The sequence below is a fragment of the Pseudomonas sp. GW823-FHT03E05 genome (assembly GCF_058796855.1).
Genome location: NZ_JBXAJB010000005.1, coordinates 680,598 through 699,938 on the forward strand (window position 1 = coordinate 680,598; position 19,341 = coordinate 699,938).

A 19,341-nucleotide genomic window follows, 5' to 3' on the forward strand; every position below is an offset into this window, starting at 1 on the left:
AGATTAAGTTCGCTGGCCGTTGGGGTGAAAAAACCGGCCCAGGCCGGTTTTTTCGTTTCCAGGGAATGGAATAGTGCGCGCGGCCTTCTTTGTCGATGGCTACAACCTGTTCTACGGGTTGCTGGCCGACACCCCATTCAAGTGGCTCGACCTGCCCGGGTTGCTGACCCATATCGTGCAGATCGAGAACCCCGCCAGCCGACTGGCCTCGGTGGACTACTTCACTTCTTCAGTCAAACCCCGGCTGGCCACCCGCGGCCGGGCCTCCAAGGAAGCGCAAGACACCTACTTGCGGGCCTTGAAGGCGTCCCAGGTCAATGTGCACCTGGGGCGCCATCAGCTTGAACCGGCCAAAGCCCCACGCTTCATCAATAAAGCCGTAGGGGCTTCACGCCAGGACACGGTGGACATCTGGAAACTTGAGGAAAAGGAAACCGACGTCCATCTGGCGAGCAGCATGTACCGCCTCGCAGCCAGGCAAACCCTGCATCCTCCAGATGAACGCATCGAGCAACTGGTGCTGGTCTCGGGAGACACCGATATGGCACCAGCGCTGCGGGCCATTCGCGAAGACTTCCCGGACTTGACCCTTGGCGTGATCCTGCCTCACCGCCCGCAGTATCAGCGCCCGCAACCCGGCTCACTGAAAGCCCAGGCCCACTGGATGCGCCGGGTCGTCAGCGCAGAGGAACTGTGCAAGCACCAGTTCCCCGAACGAGTGGCGACCCGCAAGGCGCCCGCGATCAAGCCGGACTACTGGTGAGCCCAGCTGCTGCGGCCTTACCAGTCATAAGTCAGGCTCGAGACCATGGTCCGGCCTTCGCCGTAGTAGCAGTCCCAGATGCTGGTGCATTTGGCGACGTAGGTCTTGTCGGTGAGGTTCTTCACGTTCAGCGCCAGCTTCACGCCCTTGAGCTGCAACGGCGACTTTTCAAGGTCGTAGGTCAGGCCGGCGTCGTACACGGTGTAGGAAGGGATCTGGAAGGCGCCGTCGTAGTCGGTGCCGTAGCTGCCCTTGACGTAGCGGGCGCCGACGCCCGCTCCCAGGCCTGCCAGGGGGGTGTCGCCCAGGATGGTGTAGTTGAGCCACAACGCAGCAGTCAGGGGTGGCATGCCCGCCGGGTGGCGACCCTCGCGGCCATCGTTGTCCTTGGTGTACTTGATGTCGTTGCGCGATGCCGAGGCAATCACGTCCAGCGATTCGTTGAGGCTGGCCTTGGCTTCAAGCTCGATACCCCGGGAGCGCACCGCGCCGCTCTGGATACTGAACCCGGGGTTGGCCAGGTCGGTGGTCAGAATGTTCTCCTGGTCCAGCTGATAGGCCGATACCTGGACGAAGCTCTCCTGGCCCGGAGGCTGGAATTTCACCCCCACTTCGTACTGCTTGCCGGTGGAAGGCTCGAACGCGCTGCGCTGGAAGCTGGTGCCGCTCAACGGCAGGAAGGATTCCGAGTAGCTGACAAAGGGCGCCAGCCCGTTGTCGAACAGGTACACCAGCCCCCCGCGCCCGGTGAAGGACTGGTTCTTGACGTTGGTATGGGCCCCACCCAGCGGCGCCTTGTTGTCGGTTTCCGCCCAATCGTTGCGACCGCCCAGCACCAGCACCCACTTCTCGTACTTGATCTGGTCCTGCACGTAGAGGCCGGTCTGGATGATGGTGTTGTCCCACTGGTAAGCGTTGCCGAAATTCAGCGACTGGCCGTAGGTGGGGGTGAACATGTCGAGAATCGGCGGGTTGTAGTCGTACTTGCCGTGGTATTTCGAATTGAAGTGGTAGTAATCCAGCCCCACCAACACCGTGTGGTTGAACGGCCCGGTGTCGAACTCGGCCTGGGCGATGTTATCCACGCCGAAGACCTTGTTGTGCTGCTTCCAGTCGACCCCGTAGCGGGTCATGTAGCGCTGGTCGTCGAGCCCGGTCTTGGGGTTGGTGACGAACTTGTAGCCGTGCAGCGGCGCACGGTAACGGTCGTCGACGTCGGCGTAGCGGGCATTCTGCTTCAGGGTCCAGACATCGTTCAGGCGATGGGAGAACTCGTAGCCCACGACGAACTGGTCACGGTCGTAGGCATTGACCCCGGGCTCGCCGAGAAACAGGTCGCGGTCGATCTTGCCGTTGGGGTTGGCGAACACCGTGCCCACGCTGGGCAGGCCCTGGGCCTCGGGCACGTCGTTGTCCTTCTGGAACTGGGCAAACACCGTCAGTTGGGTGTCGTCATCCGGCCGCCAGGTCAGGCTCGGGGCGATGAACTGACGCTGGCGCTGCACGTAATCGATGGCGTCCTGGCTGTCGCTGGCCAGGCCGGTCAGGCGATAGAGGAACTGCCCCTGCTCATCCAGCGGGCCGCCCAGGTCCAGGGCGATGCTCTTGTGGTCGTAGCTGCCGGCTTCCACTTTCAGCTGATGCACGGGGGTCTCGGTGGGCCGCTTGCTGACCATGTTGACGATCCCGCCCGGCTGGTTCTGCCCGTAGAGCACTGAGGCCGGGCCCTTGAGCACTTCGATGCGCTCCAGGGAATAGGGCTCGATCTGCAGGGCACCACCGGTACTGCCACCGCCATAGGGCAAGTGCAGGCCGTCGAGGTACAGCGGAGTCGGTGAAAAACCACGGGAGGTGGGTTCGTCGAAAATCTTCACCCGGTCGGAAAAGCCGCCGCCGGTCATGCCCGGGGTATAGAGCAGCGCCTCGGTCACGCTCTGGGCACCACGGGCGCTGATCTCCTTGGCGCCGATCACGTTGATGGTCTGCGGAATCTCCACCAGCGCCGAATCGGTCTTGCTGCCGGTGGCGCTGCGCTTGGCCACGATCCCCGGCACTGCGCCCCAGGCATTTTCATCCACTTGGGTGGCGCCGATGCGGGTTGGCCCCAGCTCCAGCGCAGCGCCCTGGGCCACTGGTTGCAGCCCCCAGCTGGCGCCACTCTGGGTGGCTTGCAGGCCGGTCCCCGCAAGGAGCTGGTGCAGCCCTTGCGCCACTTCGTAGCGGCCTTGCAGGCCCTGGCTGTGCTTGCCGGCCGTCATGCTCGCATCCACCGACAGGAGAATCCCCGCCGCACTGGCAAAGCGGTTCAGCACCTGGTCGAGGTTGCCGGGGGCGATCTGGTAGTCGCGGGCCTGGCTCTGGCTGCCCGGCTCGGCCTGGACAATGCCTGGCAGCACGGGTGCCACCGCCAGCAGCGCAACAAAGGCTCGGCGGCGCGCGGTAGCGCCCAGGGTCAAAATGGATGCAGCGGTCTGGTAAGGCATTCCTGAACTCCCCATGAGAATGCGTCTTGATCGGCTTTCATGGGGTATCCCGAACGGCGCGCCGGAATCGACAACCGCCTGACAAAATATTTTTGCATTCAGCCTCGCGGCTTGAGGGTTACCCAGTAGCGGGTCACCGCATGGGCCCGTACCGGTAGCGAGCGCTCCAGGGCGGCGAGCACCGCATCGCTGTCGGCCAGGGGAAAGACCCCGGTCAGCAGCAAGCCCGCCACCTGCTCATCGCAGCGCAGTACCCCTGGCCGATACCGTGACAGCTCAGCGACGAACTGCCCCAGGGGCTGGCGTTCGGCAATCAACCGGCCCTCGCTCCAACTGCTGGCATTGACCTGGGCCACTTGCCGGGCCGACACCCGGCCGGCGTCGAACCACAGGCGTTCGCCGGCATTCAGTTGCAGGGCCTGGGTGTGACGGGGGCTGATCCGCAGGGCCCCTTCGTAAAGATCGACCCGGGTGCCGCCGTCCAACTCGCGCACGGCGAAACGTGTGCCCAGGGCCTGGATATCGCCGGCGGGGGTTTCCACGATCAGCGGCCGCGACGGGTCATGCCCGCTGGTCAGCAGGATCTCGCCCTGGATCAGGCGGATGCGCCGTTCGCTGGCGCTGAACAGCAGGTCGACGGCGCTGGCGCTGTTGAGGTCCAGGCGGCTGCCGTCGCTCAGGGTCAGGTGGCGTACTTCCCCGGTGGCGCTGCGCTGCCCGGCGAAGGCCGCTCGCCAGGGCTGGCTGTCCTGCACCAGGTAGCCGCTGCCACCGGCCGCCAGCAGCAAGCCGAGCAGCTTCAGTGCGGCGCGGCGCTGCTGGTCCGGCGCCTTGGCCAACAGTACATGGGTGCTGTGTTCCGGCACGCCTTGCAGGGTCTGTTGCAGTTGCTGCAGGCGTTGCCAGGCTCGCTGATGCTCGGGATCGGCCTGCTGCCAGGCGTCGAAGGCGCTGCGCTGCTGCGCGCTCAATTCGCCGCCCCAATGCAGCATCAGCCACTCGCTGGCCTGCTCGACAACGCTGGGGGCAATGGGTGCCTGACGAGGTTTCATTCTGCGTAGAGCACCTGGTAACAGGCCTGGATCGCCCGGGTCATGTACTTCTGCACCGAGCTGACGGAAACCTCCAGGCGCTCGGCAATCTGCGCATAGCCCAGCCCCTCGAACTGCGACATGACAAAGGCCTGGCGCACTTTGTCCGGCATGCGGTCGAGCATGGCGTCGATCTGCATCAGGGTTTCGAGAATCAGCGCGCGGCTTTCCAGGGAGGGGGTCTGCGGCTCCGGCAAGTGGGCGATGCTTTCCAGGTAGGCGCGCTCGATGCGCGCGCGCCGCCATTGGTCGACCACCAGGTTGCGGGCGATCTGCGCCAGGTAGCTGCGGCTTTCCTGCTGCCCGGGAAAACGCCCCGAGAGCAAGAGGCGCAGGAAGGTGTCCTGCGCCACGTCCGCGGCATGCTCGCGATCGCCCAGGCGCTTGCGCAACCAGCCCTGCAACCAGCCGTGATGATCCTGATACAGACGATGGAGTTGAGCGTTGCCGTCAGTGGTGGCTTGCATGAATGAAACTGCGCACATGATTGAGAGCAATTATCATTACACTTTTTTCTCAATCCAGGCAAAACGCTTTTCAACCTGGCTGGCTGGCAGCCTGCAATGGGTAGACCGACTGCCAACCACCCCCCAGCGCCTTGTACAGGCCAACCATGGCCAGGGACACTCCGGCCGAGCTTTCCACCAACTGCTCCTGGGTTGCCAGCAAGGCCCCCTGCACCGTCAGCACGTTGACGAAATCCACCACCCCTTCGATGTACTGCTGCTGTGCCGTGCGCAGGGCGATCTGGTTCTGCCGCACCGCTTCGGCCAGGCTGTCGCGGCGCAACTGGCTGGCGTTGTAGCGGGTCAGTTGGTCGTCGATTTCGTGCCAGGCCCGCAGCACCGTCTGCTGGTAGGCCAGGGCTGCTTCCTGCTGCTGGGCCTCGCGCAACTGGAGCATGCCCCGCAGGCGGCCGCCATCGAACAGCGGCAGGCTGAACTGCGGGCCGATGCCGAACTGCCGCGAACTCCAGGAACCGAAGTCCGCCAGTTGCAGGGCCTGGGAGCCGAAGTTGCCGGACAGGGTAATGCGCGGATAGAAATCGCCCTTGGCCACACCGATGCTGGCCGTGGCTGCATGCAGGCGCGCCTCGGCCTGGCGGATATCCGGACGCCGCTCGGCCAGTTGCGAAGGCAGGCCGATAGCCACATGGGATGGCGGTTGCGGCACTGGCGCATCGCTGGCCAGTTCCTGGTGCAAGGCCTGGGGTGGCTCCCCCAGCAGCAGGCTGAGGGCATTGATCAACTGCGCCTGGCGCTGTTGCAGCTCCGGCAGTTGCGCCTCGATGGTGGCGACCTGGGCGGCGGCTTCGGCCACGTCCAGGTCGGTGGCCACGCCGTCGGCCAGGCGCAGTTGCGAGAGCTTCAGGCTGTGCCGGGCGACCTCGAGGTTCTGCTCGGTGACCGCCCGGGTGCTCTGCACGCCGCGCAGTTGGATGTAGTCCTGGGCGGTTTCCGCCAGTACCGACAGCAGCACCCCGCGCCGGTCGTTCTCCGCCACTTCCAGGGTCGCGTCGGCGGCCTCGGTTTCGCGCCGCACCCGGCCCCAGAAATCCAGCTCCCAGGAGGCGGAGAAGCCCGCTTCCCAGAGATTGAAGGCCGATTTTCCGTTGTTCCCCGAAGGGTCGTTCAGGCCCTCGGCGCTGTTGCGCTTGCGCCCGTAGCCGCCATTGGCCGAGGTGCTCGGATAGCGTTCGGCAGTAATGACCTGGCGCGCCGCCCGGCTCTGCTGCAAACGGCTGGTGGCCAGTTGCAGGTCGAGGTTATCGCTCAGGACGCGACGGCTCAGGGCCGACAGTTGCGGGTCGTTGAACACCTCCCACCAGCGCTCCTGCATGGCACTGTCCACCGCCTGGCTGGCAGCGGCCTGGGCCGGGGCGGACCAGGCCTGGACCTGGGTCGCCTGGGGCCTCTGGAAATCCGGGCCGACATTGCACGCGGCCAGGGACAGCAGGCTCAGCGCCAGCAGAGTGCGGAGCCCGTGGGAGCGTCTGTGACGGCTGCGTTCGCGGCTCATCGCTGGGTCACCTCGCGGGCGCTGGTGGCAGAGCTGTGGGTGTCCACGCTGGCTTCCACCGACATGCCCACCCGCAACCGCTCGGCCAACGGCTGGTTGGGTTCCAGAAGGATCTTCACCGGAATGCGCTGCACCACCTTGGTGAAGTTGCCGGTGGCGTTATCCGGCTTCACCGCGGCGAAGGTCACACCGGTGGCCGGGGCCAGGCTTTCCACCCGACCATGCAGGGTCTCGCCGCCCAGGCTGTCGACCCGCACCTCCACCACCTGCCCGGCATGCATGGCGGTGAGCTGGGTTTCCTGGAAGTTGGCCAGTACATAGGCCTGCTGCAGCGGCACCACGGCAAGGATCTTGCTGCCCGGGGTGACATAGGCACCGACCCGCACCGCGCGCTCGCCGACCATGCCGTCCACCGGCGCCACGATGCGCGTGTAGGACAACTCGTAGCTGGCCATTTCCAGGGCCGCCTGGGCACGTTTCAAGCCACCTTCCGCGGCGTCGCGCTGAGCGGTGAGGATCTCCACCTGCTTGCGCTCCGCCGCCAGGGCTGCGGTGGCGGTGGCCAGCCGGGCGCTGGCCTGGTCGATGCGGGTCCGGGCCTGCTGGGCGTTCTGCACCGTGCCGGCGCCGACCCCGGCCAGGTGGTTGTAGCGGTTCAGTTCATGCTCGGCAAAGGCTCGCTCGGCCTGGGCCGCGCTCAAGGCAGCCTGGGCCTGGGCGATCACCGAACTCTGCCGGTCCAGGGTCGCCCGGGCGTTCTGCAACTGCGCCTTGGCCACCAGGGTCTCGGCATCCGCCGCCTGGGCCGCGGCCCGCAGGTCACGGTCGTCGATCAGCGCCAGCAGTTGCCCGGCCTTGACCTGCTGGTTGTCCTCCACCAGCACTTCCTTGATGAACCCCGCCACGCGCGGGGCTACCAGGGTGTAGTCGGCGGCGATGAAGGCGTCGTTGGTGGTCTGCTCGCCGGCGCGGCCGAACAGCCCCGGCAGCGCCAGGTAGGCCAGCACGCCAAGGGCCGCCACTGCCGCTACCGCAATGGCGATTTTGTGTTTGTTCTGGGTCGTCATGACAAAGGTCTCGTTCAAGTCGGCGCCCGCGGTGGGTAGATCCGCGTCGGCAGCCAGAAAATCAGCAGGATCAGCACAGCGGCCAGCCCTGCCATGCAGTAGTAGAGGTCGGCGGAGGTCAGCACCACGGCCTGCTGGTGCAGGCGCCGGGCCAGGCCGGCGACGCCGTCGTCCACCAGAGGCGAGTTGCCCAGGCTGTCCACCAGCATGGTCGAATGAAAATGCAGGCGGCGGGTGGTCAGCACATCCAGCACACCGGTGGCAATCACCGCCGCCAGGCCTTTCACGGTGTTGAACCACGCCGAGGCAAAAGGCCCTTCCATCGGGGTGATACTGCCGGTGGAAAGCATCAGCAATGGCAGCACTGCCATGGGCTGGCCGAAGATCTGCAGCAGTTGCAGCACATAGAAGTCGTCACGGATCCAGGCCGAGGTCAGGTGCGTACCGCCCAGACAGGACAGCACCAGCATGCCCAGGCCGATCCCCAGCACCCAGCGGCAATCGACCCAGCGCAGGTTGCACAGTGCTGCCACCAGGGGCAGCGCAAGCAGTTGCGGCAGGGCCATCACCAGCATCACCGGCGCGGTCTGCAACGGCCGGTAGCCCTGGACCTGAGCCAGATAGGCGGACGGGATGATGATCACCGCCGTCAGTACCACCAGCACCCCGGCCAGGGTCAGCAGGGCGAAGGACAGGTTGCGGATGCCGAGCATCTGCAGCTTGAAGAAGGGTATCGGCTGCGACCATTCGTTGATCATGAACAGCACCAGCAGCACCAGGCCGCCGGCCAGCAGCACACAGATCAGCGGCGACTCGAACCAGTCCAGGCGGTTGCCCTGGAGGATACCGATCACCAGCATGCAGATCGCCGGAAAGCCCAGCAGCAGGCCGCGCCAGTTGAACTGCTTGAAACGCTCCAGGCGCAGCGGGTCCTGGGGCAGGCCGTAAGCCACCGCCGCCATCGCCAGCAGGCAAGGCAGCACCACCTGCCAGAACGCCCATTGCCAGCCCACGTACTCGGTCCAGAGTGCCGCCAGGGGCGTGCCCAGGCTAGGACCGAAGGTGGCGGTCAGGGCATAGCCGGCCAGGCCGTAGAGCTTGACGTTGGCCGGCAGGAACCGCAGGGCCACGGTCATCAGCATCGGTGGCAGCGCGCCGCCGGCCAGGCCTTGCAGGGTGCGCAACAGCAACAGGCTTTCGTAGTTCGGGGCGAAGGGGCACAGCACCCCCAGCAGGGTGAACAGGCCAATGGCACACAGGGTGAAGCGCCGCAGGGAAAAGGTCACCGAACACCAGGGCGCGAAGGCCATGGCCGCCACCGAGGTGGCGGTGTAGCAGGCCACCAGCCAGGTGCCTTCGTCGTAGCCGATGAACAGCGCACCACGAATGTCCGCCAGGGCGATCTTGGTCACCATCTCGTTGAGGCCCGAGACCAGCACCGCCAGCAGCACGCCCACCAGGCCGATGATGATCCGCGGCCCGAACACCGGCGGTGCAATGGCTGCCGGCTTGCTGGCGGCTTCAACCGAAGCAGGCGCAGCGACAGCGAGGGAACTCATGGAAATACTGCTCCAGACAAGAAAACCAGAGCAGTTTATGAACAGCCGATGCTGACGAAAACTGACTTATCGACAGTTTATAAGTGCGCCAGACGCAATGATTCACCCTGTTGACCGTAGGAACTGGCTTGCCAGCGAAGGGGCCCTCAAGACCGCTTTCGCCGGCAAGCCGGCTCCTACGAGGACGTCGGCTGGGCTTCTTGCCAGGTGGCCTGGCAGGAGGTGCGCAGGGTTTCGCGAAACCACTTGTGCGCCGGGTCCTTGTCGTAGCGCGGATGCCAGGCCTGGGTCAAAACCAGGGTCGGCAGGGAAATCGGCAGCACGAACGAACGCAAGCGCAGGCCCAGGCGCGAGACGCTGAGCAGGGTTTCCTGGGGCACCGGCAAAATCAGGTCCGAATCCGGCAGCATGAACATGGCGGCGTGGAAGCTCGGGGCAATCAGCGGCACACGGCGCTCCAGGCCCTGCTCGGCCAGGGCCGCATCGATAGGTCCACGGGCTATGCCCCGGCGAGACATGCTGATATGGGGAAACGCGGCAAAACGCTCGGCGGTGATGTCTTCGTCCAACAGCGGGTGGCCTTCGCGCACCAGGCCGACAAAAGCGGTGGTGAACAGGTTCTGCACCTTGACTTCCGGGGTCAGGGGCCGGGTGTTACTGATCCGCAGGTCGATCCTTCCCTCCCGCAGGGCCTCGTCATCGCCATCGCCTTCGGGCACGAAGCGCAGCTCGCACAAGGGCGCCTGACGCTCCAGGGTATCGATGAGGCGACCGCCATACACGCCGACGAAAAAATCGTTGGCGCGCACGTTGAAGCGCCGCTGCAGGGAACCCAGGTCGACCTTGTCCGCCGAGCGGAACACCAGCGCCGCCTGCTCCACTACATCGCGCACCTGGCTGCGCAGTTCCAGGGCCTTGGGGGTGGGCACCAGGCCCCGTCCGGCACGTACCAGCACCGGGTCGCCGAGGGCGTCGCGGATCCGCGTCAGGGTCCGGCTCATGGCCGCCGGGCTGAGGTTCATGCGTCGCGCCGCGCCCACCACGCTGCCCTCGTCGAGCAGGGCGTCGAGGGCCACCAGAAGGTTCATGTCCGGAAGTTGCATGCTGAGCACTCGTGACTGGTCAGGGATGATCCAGGCGCAATGCTAGCAGGCTTGGCGCCTAGGAAAATGAGGGAGATCAATCCATACCCGTGAACCCACTGGCCGCGTAGGAGCCGGCTTGCCGGCGAATGGGCCCTCGAACCTTGCATAGCCCTTGAGGACGCTTTCGCCGGCAAGCCAGCTCCTACGGTCGGGGGACTGGCGGACGAGGTAGCTCAGCGCTGCATGTCCCAGCGTTTTACCGTGATCCGCTCCAGGGTGTCGAAGATCAGGTTTTCCACCAGCAGGCCGATGAGGATCACCACTGCCAGCCCGGCAAACACCTTGTCGGTGTACAACTCATTGCGGTTCTGGAAGATGTACCAGCCCAGGCCACCCTTGCCGCTGGTGGCGCCGAACACCAGCTCGGCAGCGATCAGGGTGCGCCAGGCGAAAGCCCAGCCGATCTTCAACCCGGCGAGAATCGACGGCAGCGCCGCCGGGATCAGGATGAACAGCACCAGGCGCAGGCCCTTGAGGCCGTAGTTGCGCCCGGCCATGCGCAGGGTTTCGGAAACCCCGAGAAACCCGGCATAGGTGTTCAAGGCCAAAGCCCAGAGCACCGAATGCACCAGCACGAAGATCAGGCTGTTCTGCCCCAGGCCGAACCACAGCAGCGCCAGGGGCAGCAGGGCAATGGCCGGCAGCGGATTGAACATCGAGGTCAGGGTGCTCAGCAGGTCACGGCCAAGCCGGGTCGAGACCGCCAGGGTGGTCAAGGCAAACGCCAGGACGATGCCGATCAGGTAGCCCTTGAGCAGCACCACCAGGGAAATGCCCACCTTGCCCAGCAATTCGCCGCTGAGCAGGCCCTGGTAAAGAGCGCTGGCAGTTTGCAGAAAACTCGGTAGCAGCAGGTCGTTGTTCTGGTAACGGGCCACGGCTTCCCAGAGCAGCGCCAGCAGGACCAGGATCAGGCTCTTGCGCAACCAGCCTTGTTGCCAGAGGCGCTGCCCCAGGGGCAGCTCGCGCTCCAGGGGCACTTGCAGCAAGGGCTGCAGGACAACTTCGTATTCCTCGCGCGCAGGGGATGAGTGGCTCATCGGGCATTCCTCGTTCAACGGTGGCCTGACGGCTCAATAAGCGATACGGATATCGGCGAAATCCAGCTCGGTTTCAGTTTCCGGCGATTGGCCTTCATCGAACAGCAAGCGGTGGATGCGCCGCGCGGTCTGCTGAAAGGCCACACCACCGAGGCTCTGCAGGTCGTACTGGTGGCTGTGGACTTCTGCCCGCACGCGCCCCGGATGAGGCGACAACAGGAGGATGCGATTGCCCACCACCAGCGCTTCCTCGATGGAGTGAGTGACGAACAGCAAGGTGAAGCGCACCTCCTCCCAGAGCCGCAGCAACTCCTCCTGCATCTTGCGTCGGGTCAGGGCGTCGAGGGCGGCGAAAGGTTCGTCCATCAGCAGGATCTTCGGCTGCATGGCCAGGGCGCGAGCGATCGCCACCCGGGCCTTCATGCCACCGGACAGGGTATGCGGATAGGCATCGGCGAAAGCCGCCAGGCCGACTTTCTCCAGGTATTCCAGGGCACGCTCTTCGGCCTCGCGGCGGCCGAGGGTCTTCGACGCCAGCAAGGGAAACATCACGTTCTGCTTCACGGTTTTCCAGGGGGGCAACTGGTCGAACTCCTGGAACACCACTATACGATCCGGCCCGGGCTGGCTGACGCGCTGGCCTTGCAGGCGAATCTCGCCCTCGCAGGGCTGGATGAACCCGGCCACGGCCTTGAGCAGGGTCGACTTGCCGCAGCCTGAAGGGCCCAGCAGGACAAAGCGGTCGGCCGGATCAACCTCGAAACTCACCTGGTGGGTGGCCCGCACCACCCGCTGTGGGGTGCGGTATTCCAGGCTGACTTGTTCCACCGCCAACAGCGCCTGGGCGATGGCAGCGCGATTGCTGGCCGTGTGGCCTGGCAAGGGGGCGTTCATGGCAATCAGCTCCCCTGCAACGGTTTGGCATCCTGGAAGAAGTAGTCCTTCCACGACTCGGGCTTGTTCTTGATCGCACCGACCCGGTAGAGGAATTCCGCCAGTGGGTAGGTGTTTTTTGGTGTCACGCTGAACTCGAACTGCGGGTTGTCGATGATCTTCAGCAAGGCGGCGCGGTCGATCTTGGCCTTGGTCACGCGCAGGTAGGTATCGGCGGCTGCGCCCTTGTCGTGCTGGGCGAACTCGGCCGCTTCGGCCAGGGCTTCGACGAAGGCCTTGTAGGTCTTGGGGTTGTCGTTGCGGAATTTCTCGGTGGCGAACAGCACCGTCGGCGAGTTGGGCCCCAGCAGGTCGTAGGTATTGAGCACCACGTGCACATTGGGGTTCTCCAGGGCCTGGTCCTGGAATGGCGGGTTGGAGAAGTGCCCGGTCAGCTCGGTGCCGCCGGCAATCAGCGCGGCGGTGGCGTCCGGGTGGGGAACGGCGATGGTGTACTTGTCCAGGCGATTGAATTCCTTGTCGCCCCATTGCTTGGCGGCGGCGTATTGCAGGAAGCGCGATTGCACCGAGACCCCCACCGCCGGTACCGCAATGCGGTCCTTTTCGGTGAAGTCGGCGATGGTCTTGACCTTGGGATTGTTGCTCACCAGGTAGTAGGGAAAGTTACCCAGAGAGGCTACGGCCTTGACGTTTTGCCGGCCGTGGGTGCGATCCCAGATGGTCAGCAGCGGCCCGACGCCGGCCCCGGCAATGTCGATGGAGCCCGACAGCAAGGCGTCGTTGACCGCCGCGCCGCCGGACAGCTGGGTCCAGTCGACCTTGATGTCGATGCCCTGCTCCTTGCCGTGCTTCTCGATCAGGTTCTGGTCGCGCACCACATTGAGCAGCAGGTAGACGATACCGAACTGTTCAGCGATGCGGATCTCGCCTTCGGCCTGGGCCGGCGCAGGCGCGACCAGGCTGCCGGCCAGCAGGCTGAAACCCAGGCCGATGGCCGTGGCCAGTCTGCCGAGGCGGGGAATGAAGGGAATGGATAAGGACATGCTGGTTCTCCTGCCGTGCCTGGCTGATCAGTAAGGGGCGTCGCCCTGGATGGTGGTGCGATACAGCTTGCGGCGCAGATGGCTCGGGCAACCGGCGGCCAGGTGGATCAGCGAGCGGTTGTCCCAGAACACCAGGTCGTGGGGCTGCCATTGATGGCGGTAGATGTTGTCCGGCAGCACGCTGTGGGCATACAGCTCGGCCAGCAACTGGGCGCTTTCGTCTTCCGGCAGGCCAACGATGCGGGTGGTGAAGCCTTCGCTGACGAATAACGCCTTGCGGCCGTTTTCCGGGTGAGTGCGCACGATCGGGTGCACCACCTCGGCGACCTGAGCCAGTTGCTCCGGGGTCAGGGTCGGGCGCCAGTTGCCCTCGAACTTGGTCTCGCTGTAGCGCGCCGTGTAGGAGTGGGCGGCGCTGCGCCCCTCGACCGCCTTGCGCAGCGCCTCGGGCAAGTTGTCCCAGGCCTGGTGCATGTTGGCGAACAGGGTGTCGCCCCCTTCGGCTGGCAGTTCCTGGGCGTGCAGCATCGAGCCCAGGCTCGGCAGTTCCTTGTAGGAGAGGTCCGAGTGCCAGAACTTGCCGGCGTCCCCCAGGCCGATGGACTGGCCGTTCTCGATGATGTTGGAAACGATGAGGATTTCCGGGTGCCCGGCCAGCAGGAACTGCTTGAGCACATGAATCTGCAACACACCGAAGCGACGGCTGAAGGCAATCTGCTGTTCGGGGCTGATGCGCTGGTCGCGGAACACCACTACGTGATGGTCCAGGTGGGCGCGGTGGATGCGGGCGAAGTCCTGGTCGTTGACTGGCCGGGACAGGTCGAGGCCGACGATCTCGGCGCCTACAGCCCCATTCAAGGGCCGGATTTCGAAAGCTTGTGCGGCAATGGAGGCGGCACTGGCTGATGCAGACATGACTGAAACTCCCGCGCAGGCGCGCCCAGGGCGCGCGCGTCGATCAGAAACTCACGGAGATCCCGTGTGGGTTCATTTCGTGCGGCGCGCCGATTGGTCGGCAGGTACGCAGGGAGTCAACTTTATAGATATAAGAAAACTAATTTAAATACCGTTAGTGAATAACGATATGTTGATTCAACCGATGGACCGCTTGGGGACGGTACGCCGACGAAGGCGCTCTCAAGGCCCCTTCGCTGGCAAGCCAGCTCCTACAAGGCTGGCAGGTGGTTTCTTACATGGATCAGCGTTCGTGCAGGGCTTCGGCGCGGGCGCGGATGATCGGCTTGAGCAGGTAGCTGAGGATGCTTTTCTTGCCGGTGATGATGTCCACCGAGGCCACCATCCCGGGGATGATCAGCAGCGGCTTTTCATCGGTGCCCAAGTGGCTGCGGTCGGTGCGCAGCTTGATCATGTAGTAGGTGGTCTTCTTGTCTTCATCGGTGATGGTATCGGCGCCGATCTGTTCCAGGCGGGCCTTGAGGCCACCGTAGATGGTGTAGTCATAGGCGCTGAACTTGACCACCGCTTCCTGCCCCGGGTGCAGGAAGGCGATGTCCTGGGGACGGATCTTGGCTTCCACCAGCAGGGTGTCGTCCAGGGGGACGATTTCCACCATGTCGCTGCCCGGCTGGATCACCCCGCCGATGGTGTTGACCATAAGCTGCTTGACGATACCGCGTACCGGCGAGGTCACCAGGGTGCGGCTGACCCGGTCTTCCAGGGCCTTGCCGGTGGCGCTGGCCTTGTTCAGTTCGGTGCGCGCTTCGTTGAGCTGGGTCAGGGCCTCGCTGCGGAACTTGCCGCGGGTTTCATCGATCTTGCGCTGCACTTCCTTGATCGCCGATTCGGCGCGAGGGATCGCCAGGGTGGTGGCGTCCAGCTGGCCACGGGTTTCCACTTCGGCACGCTTGAGCCGCAGCACTTCCACCGGCGACACCGCGCCCTGGGCCACCAGCGGCTCGGACATGGCGATTTCCTGGCGCTGCAGGCCCAGTTGCTGGCGGTATTGCGCCTGCTTGGAGGTGAACTCGCGCAGTTCCTGCTGCTTCTGGATCAGCTGTTCCTGGAGGCCACCGATCTCGTCATGCAGTTGCTGGCGACGGCTCTGGTACAGGGATTTCTCACTGGCCGCCTGGCCCGGTGCTTCCTTGACCGCCTCGGCGGGGAAATTCAGCTCGCGTTCATCCACCTCGGCGCTCAGGCGCTCGACCCGCAGCAGCATGGACAGGCGCACGGTCTCGGTCTCGCCGACGTTGGACTGGAAGCGCGTGTCGTCGAGGCGAATCAGCGGCGCGCCGGCCTCGACTATCTGGCCTTCCTTGACGTACAGCTCGGAGACGATGCCGCCTTCCAGGTTCTGGATCTTCTGCAGCTTGGAGGAAGGAATCGCCTTGCCCTCGCCCTTGGTTACCTCGTCGATCACCGCGAAGTTGGCCCACAGCACCAGGAACAGGAAGAACGCGATGATGCCCCAGATGGTCAGGCGGATAACCCGCGGCGCATCCTCGATCAGTGCCTTGTTGACCTCGGGCAGCGGCTGCCCCTGGAGCGAATCGGTGCCTTTGAAATAGCGACGGATCGAGTCCTTGAATCCCGACTTAAGCAACACTGATCTGCCCCTTCTTCAACGCTTCCATCACCACCGCTTTCGGGCCATCGGCCAGGATTTGTCCACGGTCCACCACCAACAGCCGGTCCACCAGCGACAGCAACGACGCCCGGTGGGTGACCAGTACCACGGTCTTGCTCTGCACCACCGCCTCCAGGCGCTGTTTCAAGCGCTCTTCGCCGGTGTTGTCCATGGCGCTGGTGGGCTCGTCGAGCAGCAGGATCTGTGGGTTGAGCAACAGCGCGCGAGCCAGGGCGACGTTCTGCCGCTGGCCACCGGAAAGGTTCTGCCCGCGCTCGCCCACCTGCAATTCATAGCCCTGTGGGTGCAGCCTGGCGAACTCATGGACCCCCGCCAGTTCCGCGGCCTGCAGCACCAGTTCGTCCTCGACGTAGCGGGCACCGGAAGTCAGGTTGTCACGCAGGGTCCCGGCCAGCAGCTGGATGTCCTGGGGCACGTAGCCGATGTTGTGACGCAGTTCGCTGACGTCGATCTGGCGGATGTCCACACCGTCTACCAGCAGGGCCCCGGAATCCGGCTGGTAGAGCCCCACCAGCAGCTTGGCCAGGGAGCTCTTGCCGGAGCCGCTGCGGCCGATGATGCCGACCTTTTCCCCCGGCTTGATCATCAGGTTGATGTTCTTCAGCGCCGGGTTCTGCTGCCCCGGGTAGGTAAAACTCAGTTGCCGACACTCGATGGCACCCTGCAGCACGCTGCGGCTCAGGGGGCGCTCGTCGAAATTGCGCTCCTGGGGCAGCTCCATCATCTGGTCCACGGAGGTCATGGTGACCCGCGCCTGCTGGTAGCGGGTCAGCAGCCCGGACAGCGAAGCCAGCGGGCTCAGGGCCCGACCGCTGAGCATGTAGCAGGCGATCAGGCCGCCCATGCTGAGGTTGCCGTCGATGATCTGGTACACGCCGAAGATGATCATGATCACCCCGGCCAGTTGCTGGATCAGCAAGGTGATGTTCATTGCCAGGCTGGACAGCATCTTCACCCGCAGCTCAAGCCGGCTGAGGGTGCCGATGGTCTGCTCCCACTGGTACTGGCGCTCGCTCTCGGCGTTGTTGACCTTGACCGCGTCCAGGCCGGCCAGGGTCTCGATCAGGCTCGACTGGCGCTCGGCGCCCAGGGCCATGGTCTTTTCCATGGTCGCCACCAGGGGCTTCTGCAGGGCATAGCCGATGCACAGGGCAATCGGGAAGGCCAGCACCGGAATCCACACCAGATGCCCGCCAAGGATGGCGATCACCAGGAAGATCAGCAGGGTGAACGGCAGGTCGATCAGGCTGGTGAGGGTCAGGGATGCGAGAAAGTCCCGCAGGCTCTGAAACTCATGGATGTTCTGGGCGAAGCTGCCGACCCGTGCCGGGCGGTACTTCATGGCCATGCCGACGATGCGCTCGAACAGCGTGGCGGAAATGATCAGGTCGGTCTTCTTTCCCGCCAGGTCCAGACACAGGCTGCGCAGGCCCTTGAGGATCAGGTCGAAGATGTAGGCGCCGATGATGCCGATGGACAGCACCCACAGGGTCGAGGTGGCCTGGTTCGGCACCACCCGGTCATAGACGTTCATCACGAACAATGGCGCGGCCATGGCGATGATGTTGATCAGCAGGCTCGCGGCAATGGCGTCGGCATACAGCCAGCGCGAGCGCTTGAGGGTGTCGCGGAACCAGGAACGGGCGCGAGGGATCAGCGACCCGTGGTTGACGTCGAACTTGTGCTGGGGCTGGGCGAAGAACACCTGGCCGCTGTAATCGTCGGCCAGCAACTGGCGGTCGACACAGACTTCGCCGCCATCGCTTTCGCTGAGCAACAGCCGCGCCTGGTCTTCACCCTGCCAGCCCAGCAGCACCGCGCTGCGACCGTCCTTGAGCAGCAACAGGGCGGGCATGGCGATGGCTGGAATCTGTTCGAGCTTGCGCCGCAGCACCCGGCCCTGCAGCCCGGCCCGGGCCGCGGCCCGAGGCAGCAGCTCGGCGCTCAGGCGCTGGGATGGCAAGGGCAGGCCGGTGGTCAGCATCGCCGCACTGGCGGGCTTCTGGTGCAGGAAGCAGAGGGTCAGCAAACCATCCAGAAGGGGATCGTCATGCATGCCGCGTGGATCATGACTGAGTTGCACACTGACTTCTGATTCCACGCTCGACACTCTTGACTGGCTGGTTGGATGAAATTAGCTCAATTCATCCCGGGCAGCTGGACCTTGGGCTTCACATCGCTTTGCACGACGGAGGCCATAGGTGCCACCACTCCCTGGCTTTTGAGCAACTCGCCCATGGTCGCCTTGATTCGATATTGAGTAAATAACTGAATGTTCTGGATCTCGGCCAGGCGCCGGGAGGCGGTGAACAACTCGTTTTCACTGTCGAGCAAGTCCAGCAGGGTACGTTCACCCAGGCTGAACTGCTTCTGGTAGGCGGTCCGCACGCTGGTGCTGTGATCCACATATTGCTGGGCGATCGGCACCTGGGCGTTGGCGTTGTTCAAGGCGTTCCAGGCCAGGCCCAGTTCCTCGTTCAGCACCCGCAGGGCGTTGTTGCGGATATCCAGCGCCTGGTTGGACTGGTAGGCCTTGGACTCCAGGTCGGCCTTGTTGCTGCCGCCGGCGAACAGGTTGAAGCGCATGCGCAGCATGGCCTGCCATTCATTGTTGTGGCCGTTCTGGCCGTCCAGGTCGTTGTCGGCAGTACGCCCCAGCTCCGCGTCGAAGCGCGGATAGAACGCCGACTTGGCGGCATCGTACTGCTTCTCGGCAGCGACGATATCGGACTCGGCGGAACGCAGGATCGGGCTGTTTTCCAGCATCTGGTGCCGGGCCTCGTCGAGGTTGGCCGGCAACAGCGCCATAAAACTGGCAGGGCGTTCCAGCTGGTCCGGCATTTCTCCGACGGCACTCAAGTAGTTGGTCTGGGCGTCGGCGAGGTTGGTCTGCTCGGTGATCAGGTTGTTGCGGGCCTGGGCCATCCGCGCTTCAGCCTGGTCAAGGTCGGCGCCGCTACCCACGCCACGCTGGGTGCGCAGTTTGATCTGGTCGTAGATACGCTCGTGATTGCGCAGGTTGTCTTCCGCCAGTTGCACGAATTGACGGCGGGTCAGCACATCCAGATAGACCTGGGCCACGGTCAGGGCCGTGCGCTCGGAGGTGCCCAGCAGGGAGTAGGCGCGGGAGTTGACGGTGGCTTGTTGACGCCCGACTTCGCTGGACGTGGCAAAACCGTCAAAAACCATCTGTTGCAGACGCAAACTTGACTCGCCGCGGTTCAAGGTTTCCCAGTGATTGCTGCCTGTACCCGCACGGGTCGTAGGGTTATCCGTCCCTTCACGACCATAGCCAGCTAACATGTCCACTCGTGGCAGATAGCCACCTTTGGCGGCTTTCAGCTGGTAGTCAGCAGCCAGACGGCTGTTCACGCCGGCTTGGATTTCCGGGTGCACATCCAGTGCTTTCTGCATGGCTTCAGGAAGGGTTTGAGCCTGCACAAAGCTGGCGGCTAAGGCAAAGGGCAGGGCCTTGAACAGATGAAAACGCATGGTAAGAATTTCCCTCGGACAGCGTGTCCAGAATCACGTCAGAACGTGGCACCACATCGATTTATTACAACCAAAACAACCGTCCGTCGGAAAGTTCAAACTAAGAACTGGTTCACATACTTCAAGTCAGGTTACCG

At 64.2% G+C, this 19,341-nt stretch carries 15 protein-coding genes; 1 reads left to right on the top strand and 14 read right to left on the bottom strand.

Annotation, left to right across the window (positions count from 1 at the left end):
• Positions 1-73: 73 nt before the first annotated feature.
• Entirely contained in the window at positions 74-763 is a 690-nt protein-coding gene (locus AC1RCO_RS23470) for an NYN domain-containing protein (protein WP_492618093.1), read from the top strand.
• Between the two features lie 17 nt (positions 764-780).
• Here AC1RCO_RS23470 and AC1RCO_RS23475 read toward each other — a convergent pair whose 3' ends face one another.
• The 14 genes from AC1RCO_RS23475 to AC1RCO_RS23540 all read right to left on the bottom strand — a co-directional run bounded on the left by AC1RCO_RS23475 (position 781) and on the right by AC1RCO_RS23540 (position 19,204).
• Complete coding sequence (locus AC1RCO_RS23475) at positions 781-3,246, bottom strand: TonB-dependent siderophore receptor (protein ID WP_015633684.1); 2,466 nt, start codon at positions 3,244-3,246, stop codon at positions 781-783.
• Positions 3,247-3,344: 98 nt separating this feature from the next.
• Entirely contained in the window at positions 3,345-4,298 is a 954-nt protein-coding gene (locus AC1RCO_RS23480) for a FecR domain-containing protein (RefSeq protein ID WP_220223513.1), read from the bottom strand.
• On the bottom strand, positions 4,295-4,804 hold the full coding sequence (locus AC1RCO_RS23485; RefSeq protein WP_011058526.1) for a sigma-70 family RNA polymerase sigma factor: 510 nt from the start codon (positions 4,802-4,804) through the stop codon (positions 4,295-4,297). Before AC1RCO_RS23485 ends, AC1RCO_RS23480 begins: the two co-directional genes overlap by 4 nt.
• A 70-nt stretch (positions 4,805-4,874) precedes the next feature.
• The gene (locus AC1RCO_RS23490) at positions 4,875-6,356 is read right to left on the bottom strand and encodes an efflux transporter outer membrane subunit (RefSeq protein ID WP_492618094.1); all 1,482 of its coding nucleotides are present in this window, start codon (positions 6,354-6,356) and stop codon (positions 4,875-4,877) included.
• Positions 6,353-7,423, bottom strand: coding sequence for an HlyD family secretion protein (locus AC1RCO_RS23495; protein WP_011058524.1), 1,071 nt, complete (start codon positions 7,421-7,423; stop codon positions 6,353-6,355). The genes AC1RCO_RS23490 and AC1RCO_RS23495 overlap by 4 nt, the downstream gene beginning before the upstream one ends.
• Positions 7,424-7,437: 14 nt before the next feature.
• Positions 7,438-8,982 (bottom strand): MFS transporter, encoded by a 1,545-nt coding sequence (locus AC1RCO_RS23500; protein WP_011058523.1) that lies wholly within the window; start codon positions 8,980-8,982, stop codon positions 7,438-7,440.
• Between the two features lie 176 nt (positions 8,983-9,158).
• Positions 9,159-10,085, bottom strand: coding sequence for a LysR family transcriptional regulator (locus AC1RCO_RS23505; protein ID WP_011058522.1), 927 nt, complete (start codon positions 10,083-10,085; stop codon positions 9,159-9,161).
• A gap of 215 nt (positions 10,086-10,300) precedes the next feature.
• Positions 10,301-11,167, bottom strand: a complete 867-nt coding sequence (locus AC1RCO_RS23510) for an ABC transporter permease (RefSeq protein ID WP_492618095.1) — start codon at positions 11,165-11,167, stop codon at positions 10,301-10,303.
• Positions 11,168-11,200: 33 nt separating this feature from the next.
• Positions 11,201-12,061, bottom strand: a complete 861-nt coding sequence (locus AC1RCO_RS23515) for an ABC transporter ATP-binding protein (RefSeq protein ID WP_041115052.1) — start codon at positions 12,059-12,061, stop codon at positions 11,201-11,203.
• Between the two features lie 5 nt (positions 12,062-12,066).
• Positions 12,067-13,104, bottom strand: coding sequence for an ABC transporter substrate-binding protein (locus AC1RCO_RS23520; protein ID WP_015633677.1), 1,038 nt, complete (start codon positions 13,102-13,104; stop codon positions 12,067-12,069).
• Positions 13,105-13,131: 27 nt separating this feature from the next.
• On the bottom strand, positions 13,132-14,019 hold the full coding sequence (locus AC1RCO_RS23525; RefSeq protein ID WP_220223511.1) for a TauD/TfdA dioxygenase family protein: 888 nt from the start codon (positions 14,017-14,019) through the stop codon (positions 13,132-13,134).
• 283 nt (positions 14,020-14,302) lie between these two features.
• Positions 14,303-15,670: an HlyD family type I secretion periplasmic adaptor subunit gene (locus AC1RCO_RS23530; RefSeq protein WP_011058517.1), complete on the bottom strand. Its 1,368-nt coding sequence runs from the start codon at positions 15,668-15,670 to the stop codon at positions 14,303-14,305.
• Positions 15,660-17,813, bottom strand: a complete 2,154-nt coding sequence (locus tag AC1RCO_RS23535; protein WP_011058516.1) for a type I secretion system permease/ATPase — start codon at positions 17,811-17,813, stop codon at positions 15,660-15,662. Before AC1RCO_RS23535 ends, AC1RCO_RS23530 begins: the two co-directional genes overlap by 11 nt.
• A 38-nt stretch (positions 17,814-17,851) precedes the next feature.
• On the bottom strand, positions 17,852-19,204 hold the full coding sequence (locus AC1RCO_RS23540; RefSeq protein ID WP_011058515.1) for a TolC family outer membrane protein: 1,353 nt from the start codon (positions 19,202-19,204) through the stop codon (positions 17,852-17,854).
• Positions 19,205-19,341 lie beyond the last annotated feature (137 nt).

What these genes read in the sequence shown, in the direction of transcription:
- AC1RCO_RS23480 (WP_220223513.1), bottom strand. Translation starts at nt 4,298, where the DNA reads ATGAAACCTCGTCAGGCACCCATTGCCCCCAGCGTTGTCGAGCAGGCC.
- AC1RCO_RS23520 (WP_015633677.1), bottom strand. Translation starts at nt 13,104, where the DNA reads ATGTCCTTATCCATTCCCTTCATTCCCCGCCTCGGCAGACTGGCCACG.
- AC1RCO_RS23490 (WP_492618094.1), bottom strand. Translation starts at nt 6,356, where the DNA reads ATGAGCCGCGAACGCAGCCGTCACAGACGCTCCCACGGGCTCCGCACT.
- AC1RCO_RS23495 (WP_011058524.1), bottom strand. Translation starts at nt 7,423, where the DNA reads ATGACGACCCAGAACAAACACAAAATCGCCATTGCGGTAGCGGCAGTG.
- AC1RCO_RS23505 (WP_011058522.1), bottom strand. Translation starts at nt 10,085, where the DNA reads ATGCAACTTCCGGACATGAACCTTCTGGTGGCCCTCGACGCCCTGCTC.
- AC1RCO_RS23525 (WP_220223511.1), bottom strand. Translation starts at nt 14,019, where the DNA reads ATGTCTGCATCAGCCAGTGCCGCCTCCATTGCCGCACAAGCTTTCGAA.
- AC1RCO_RS23515 (WP_041115052.1), bottom strand. Translation starts at nt 12,061, where the DNA reads ATGAACGCCCCCTTGCCAGGCCACACGGCCAGCAATCGCGCTGCCATC.
- AC1RCO_RS23485 (WP_011058526.1), bottom strand. Translation starts at nt 4,804, where the DNA reads ATGCAAGCCACCACTGACGGCAACGCTCAACTCCATCGTCTGTATCAG.
- AC1RCO_RS23500 (WP_011058523.1), bottom strand. Translation starts at nt 8,982, where the DNA reads ATGAGTTCCCTCGCTGTCGCTGCGCCTGCTTCGGTTGAAGCCGCCAGC.
- AC1RCO_RS23540 (WP_011058515.1), bottom strand. Translation starts at nt 19,204, where the DNA reads ATGCGTTTTCATCTGTTCAAGGCCCTGCCCTTTGCCTTAGCCGCCAGC.
- AC1RCO_RS23475 (WP_015633684.1), bottom strand. Translation starts at nt 3,246, where the DNA reads ATGCCTTACCAGACCGCTGCATCCATTTTGACCCTGGGCGCTACCGCG.
- AC1RCO_RS23510 (WP_492618095.1), bottom strand. Translation starts at nt 11,167, where the DNA reads ATGAGCCACTCATCCCCTGCGCGCGAGGAATACGAAGTTGTCCTGCAG.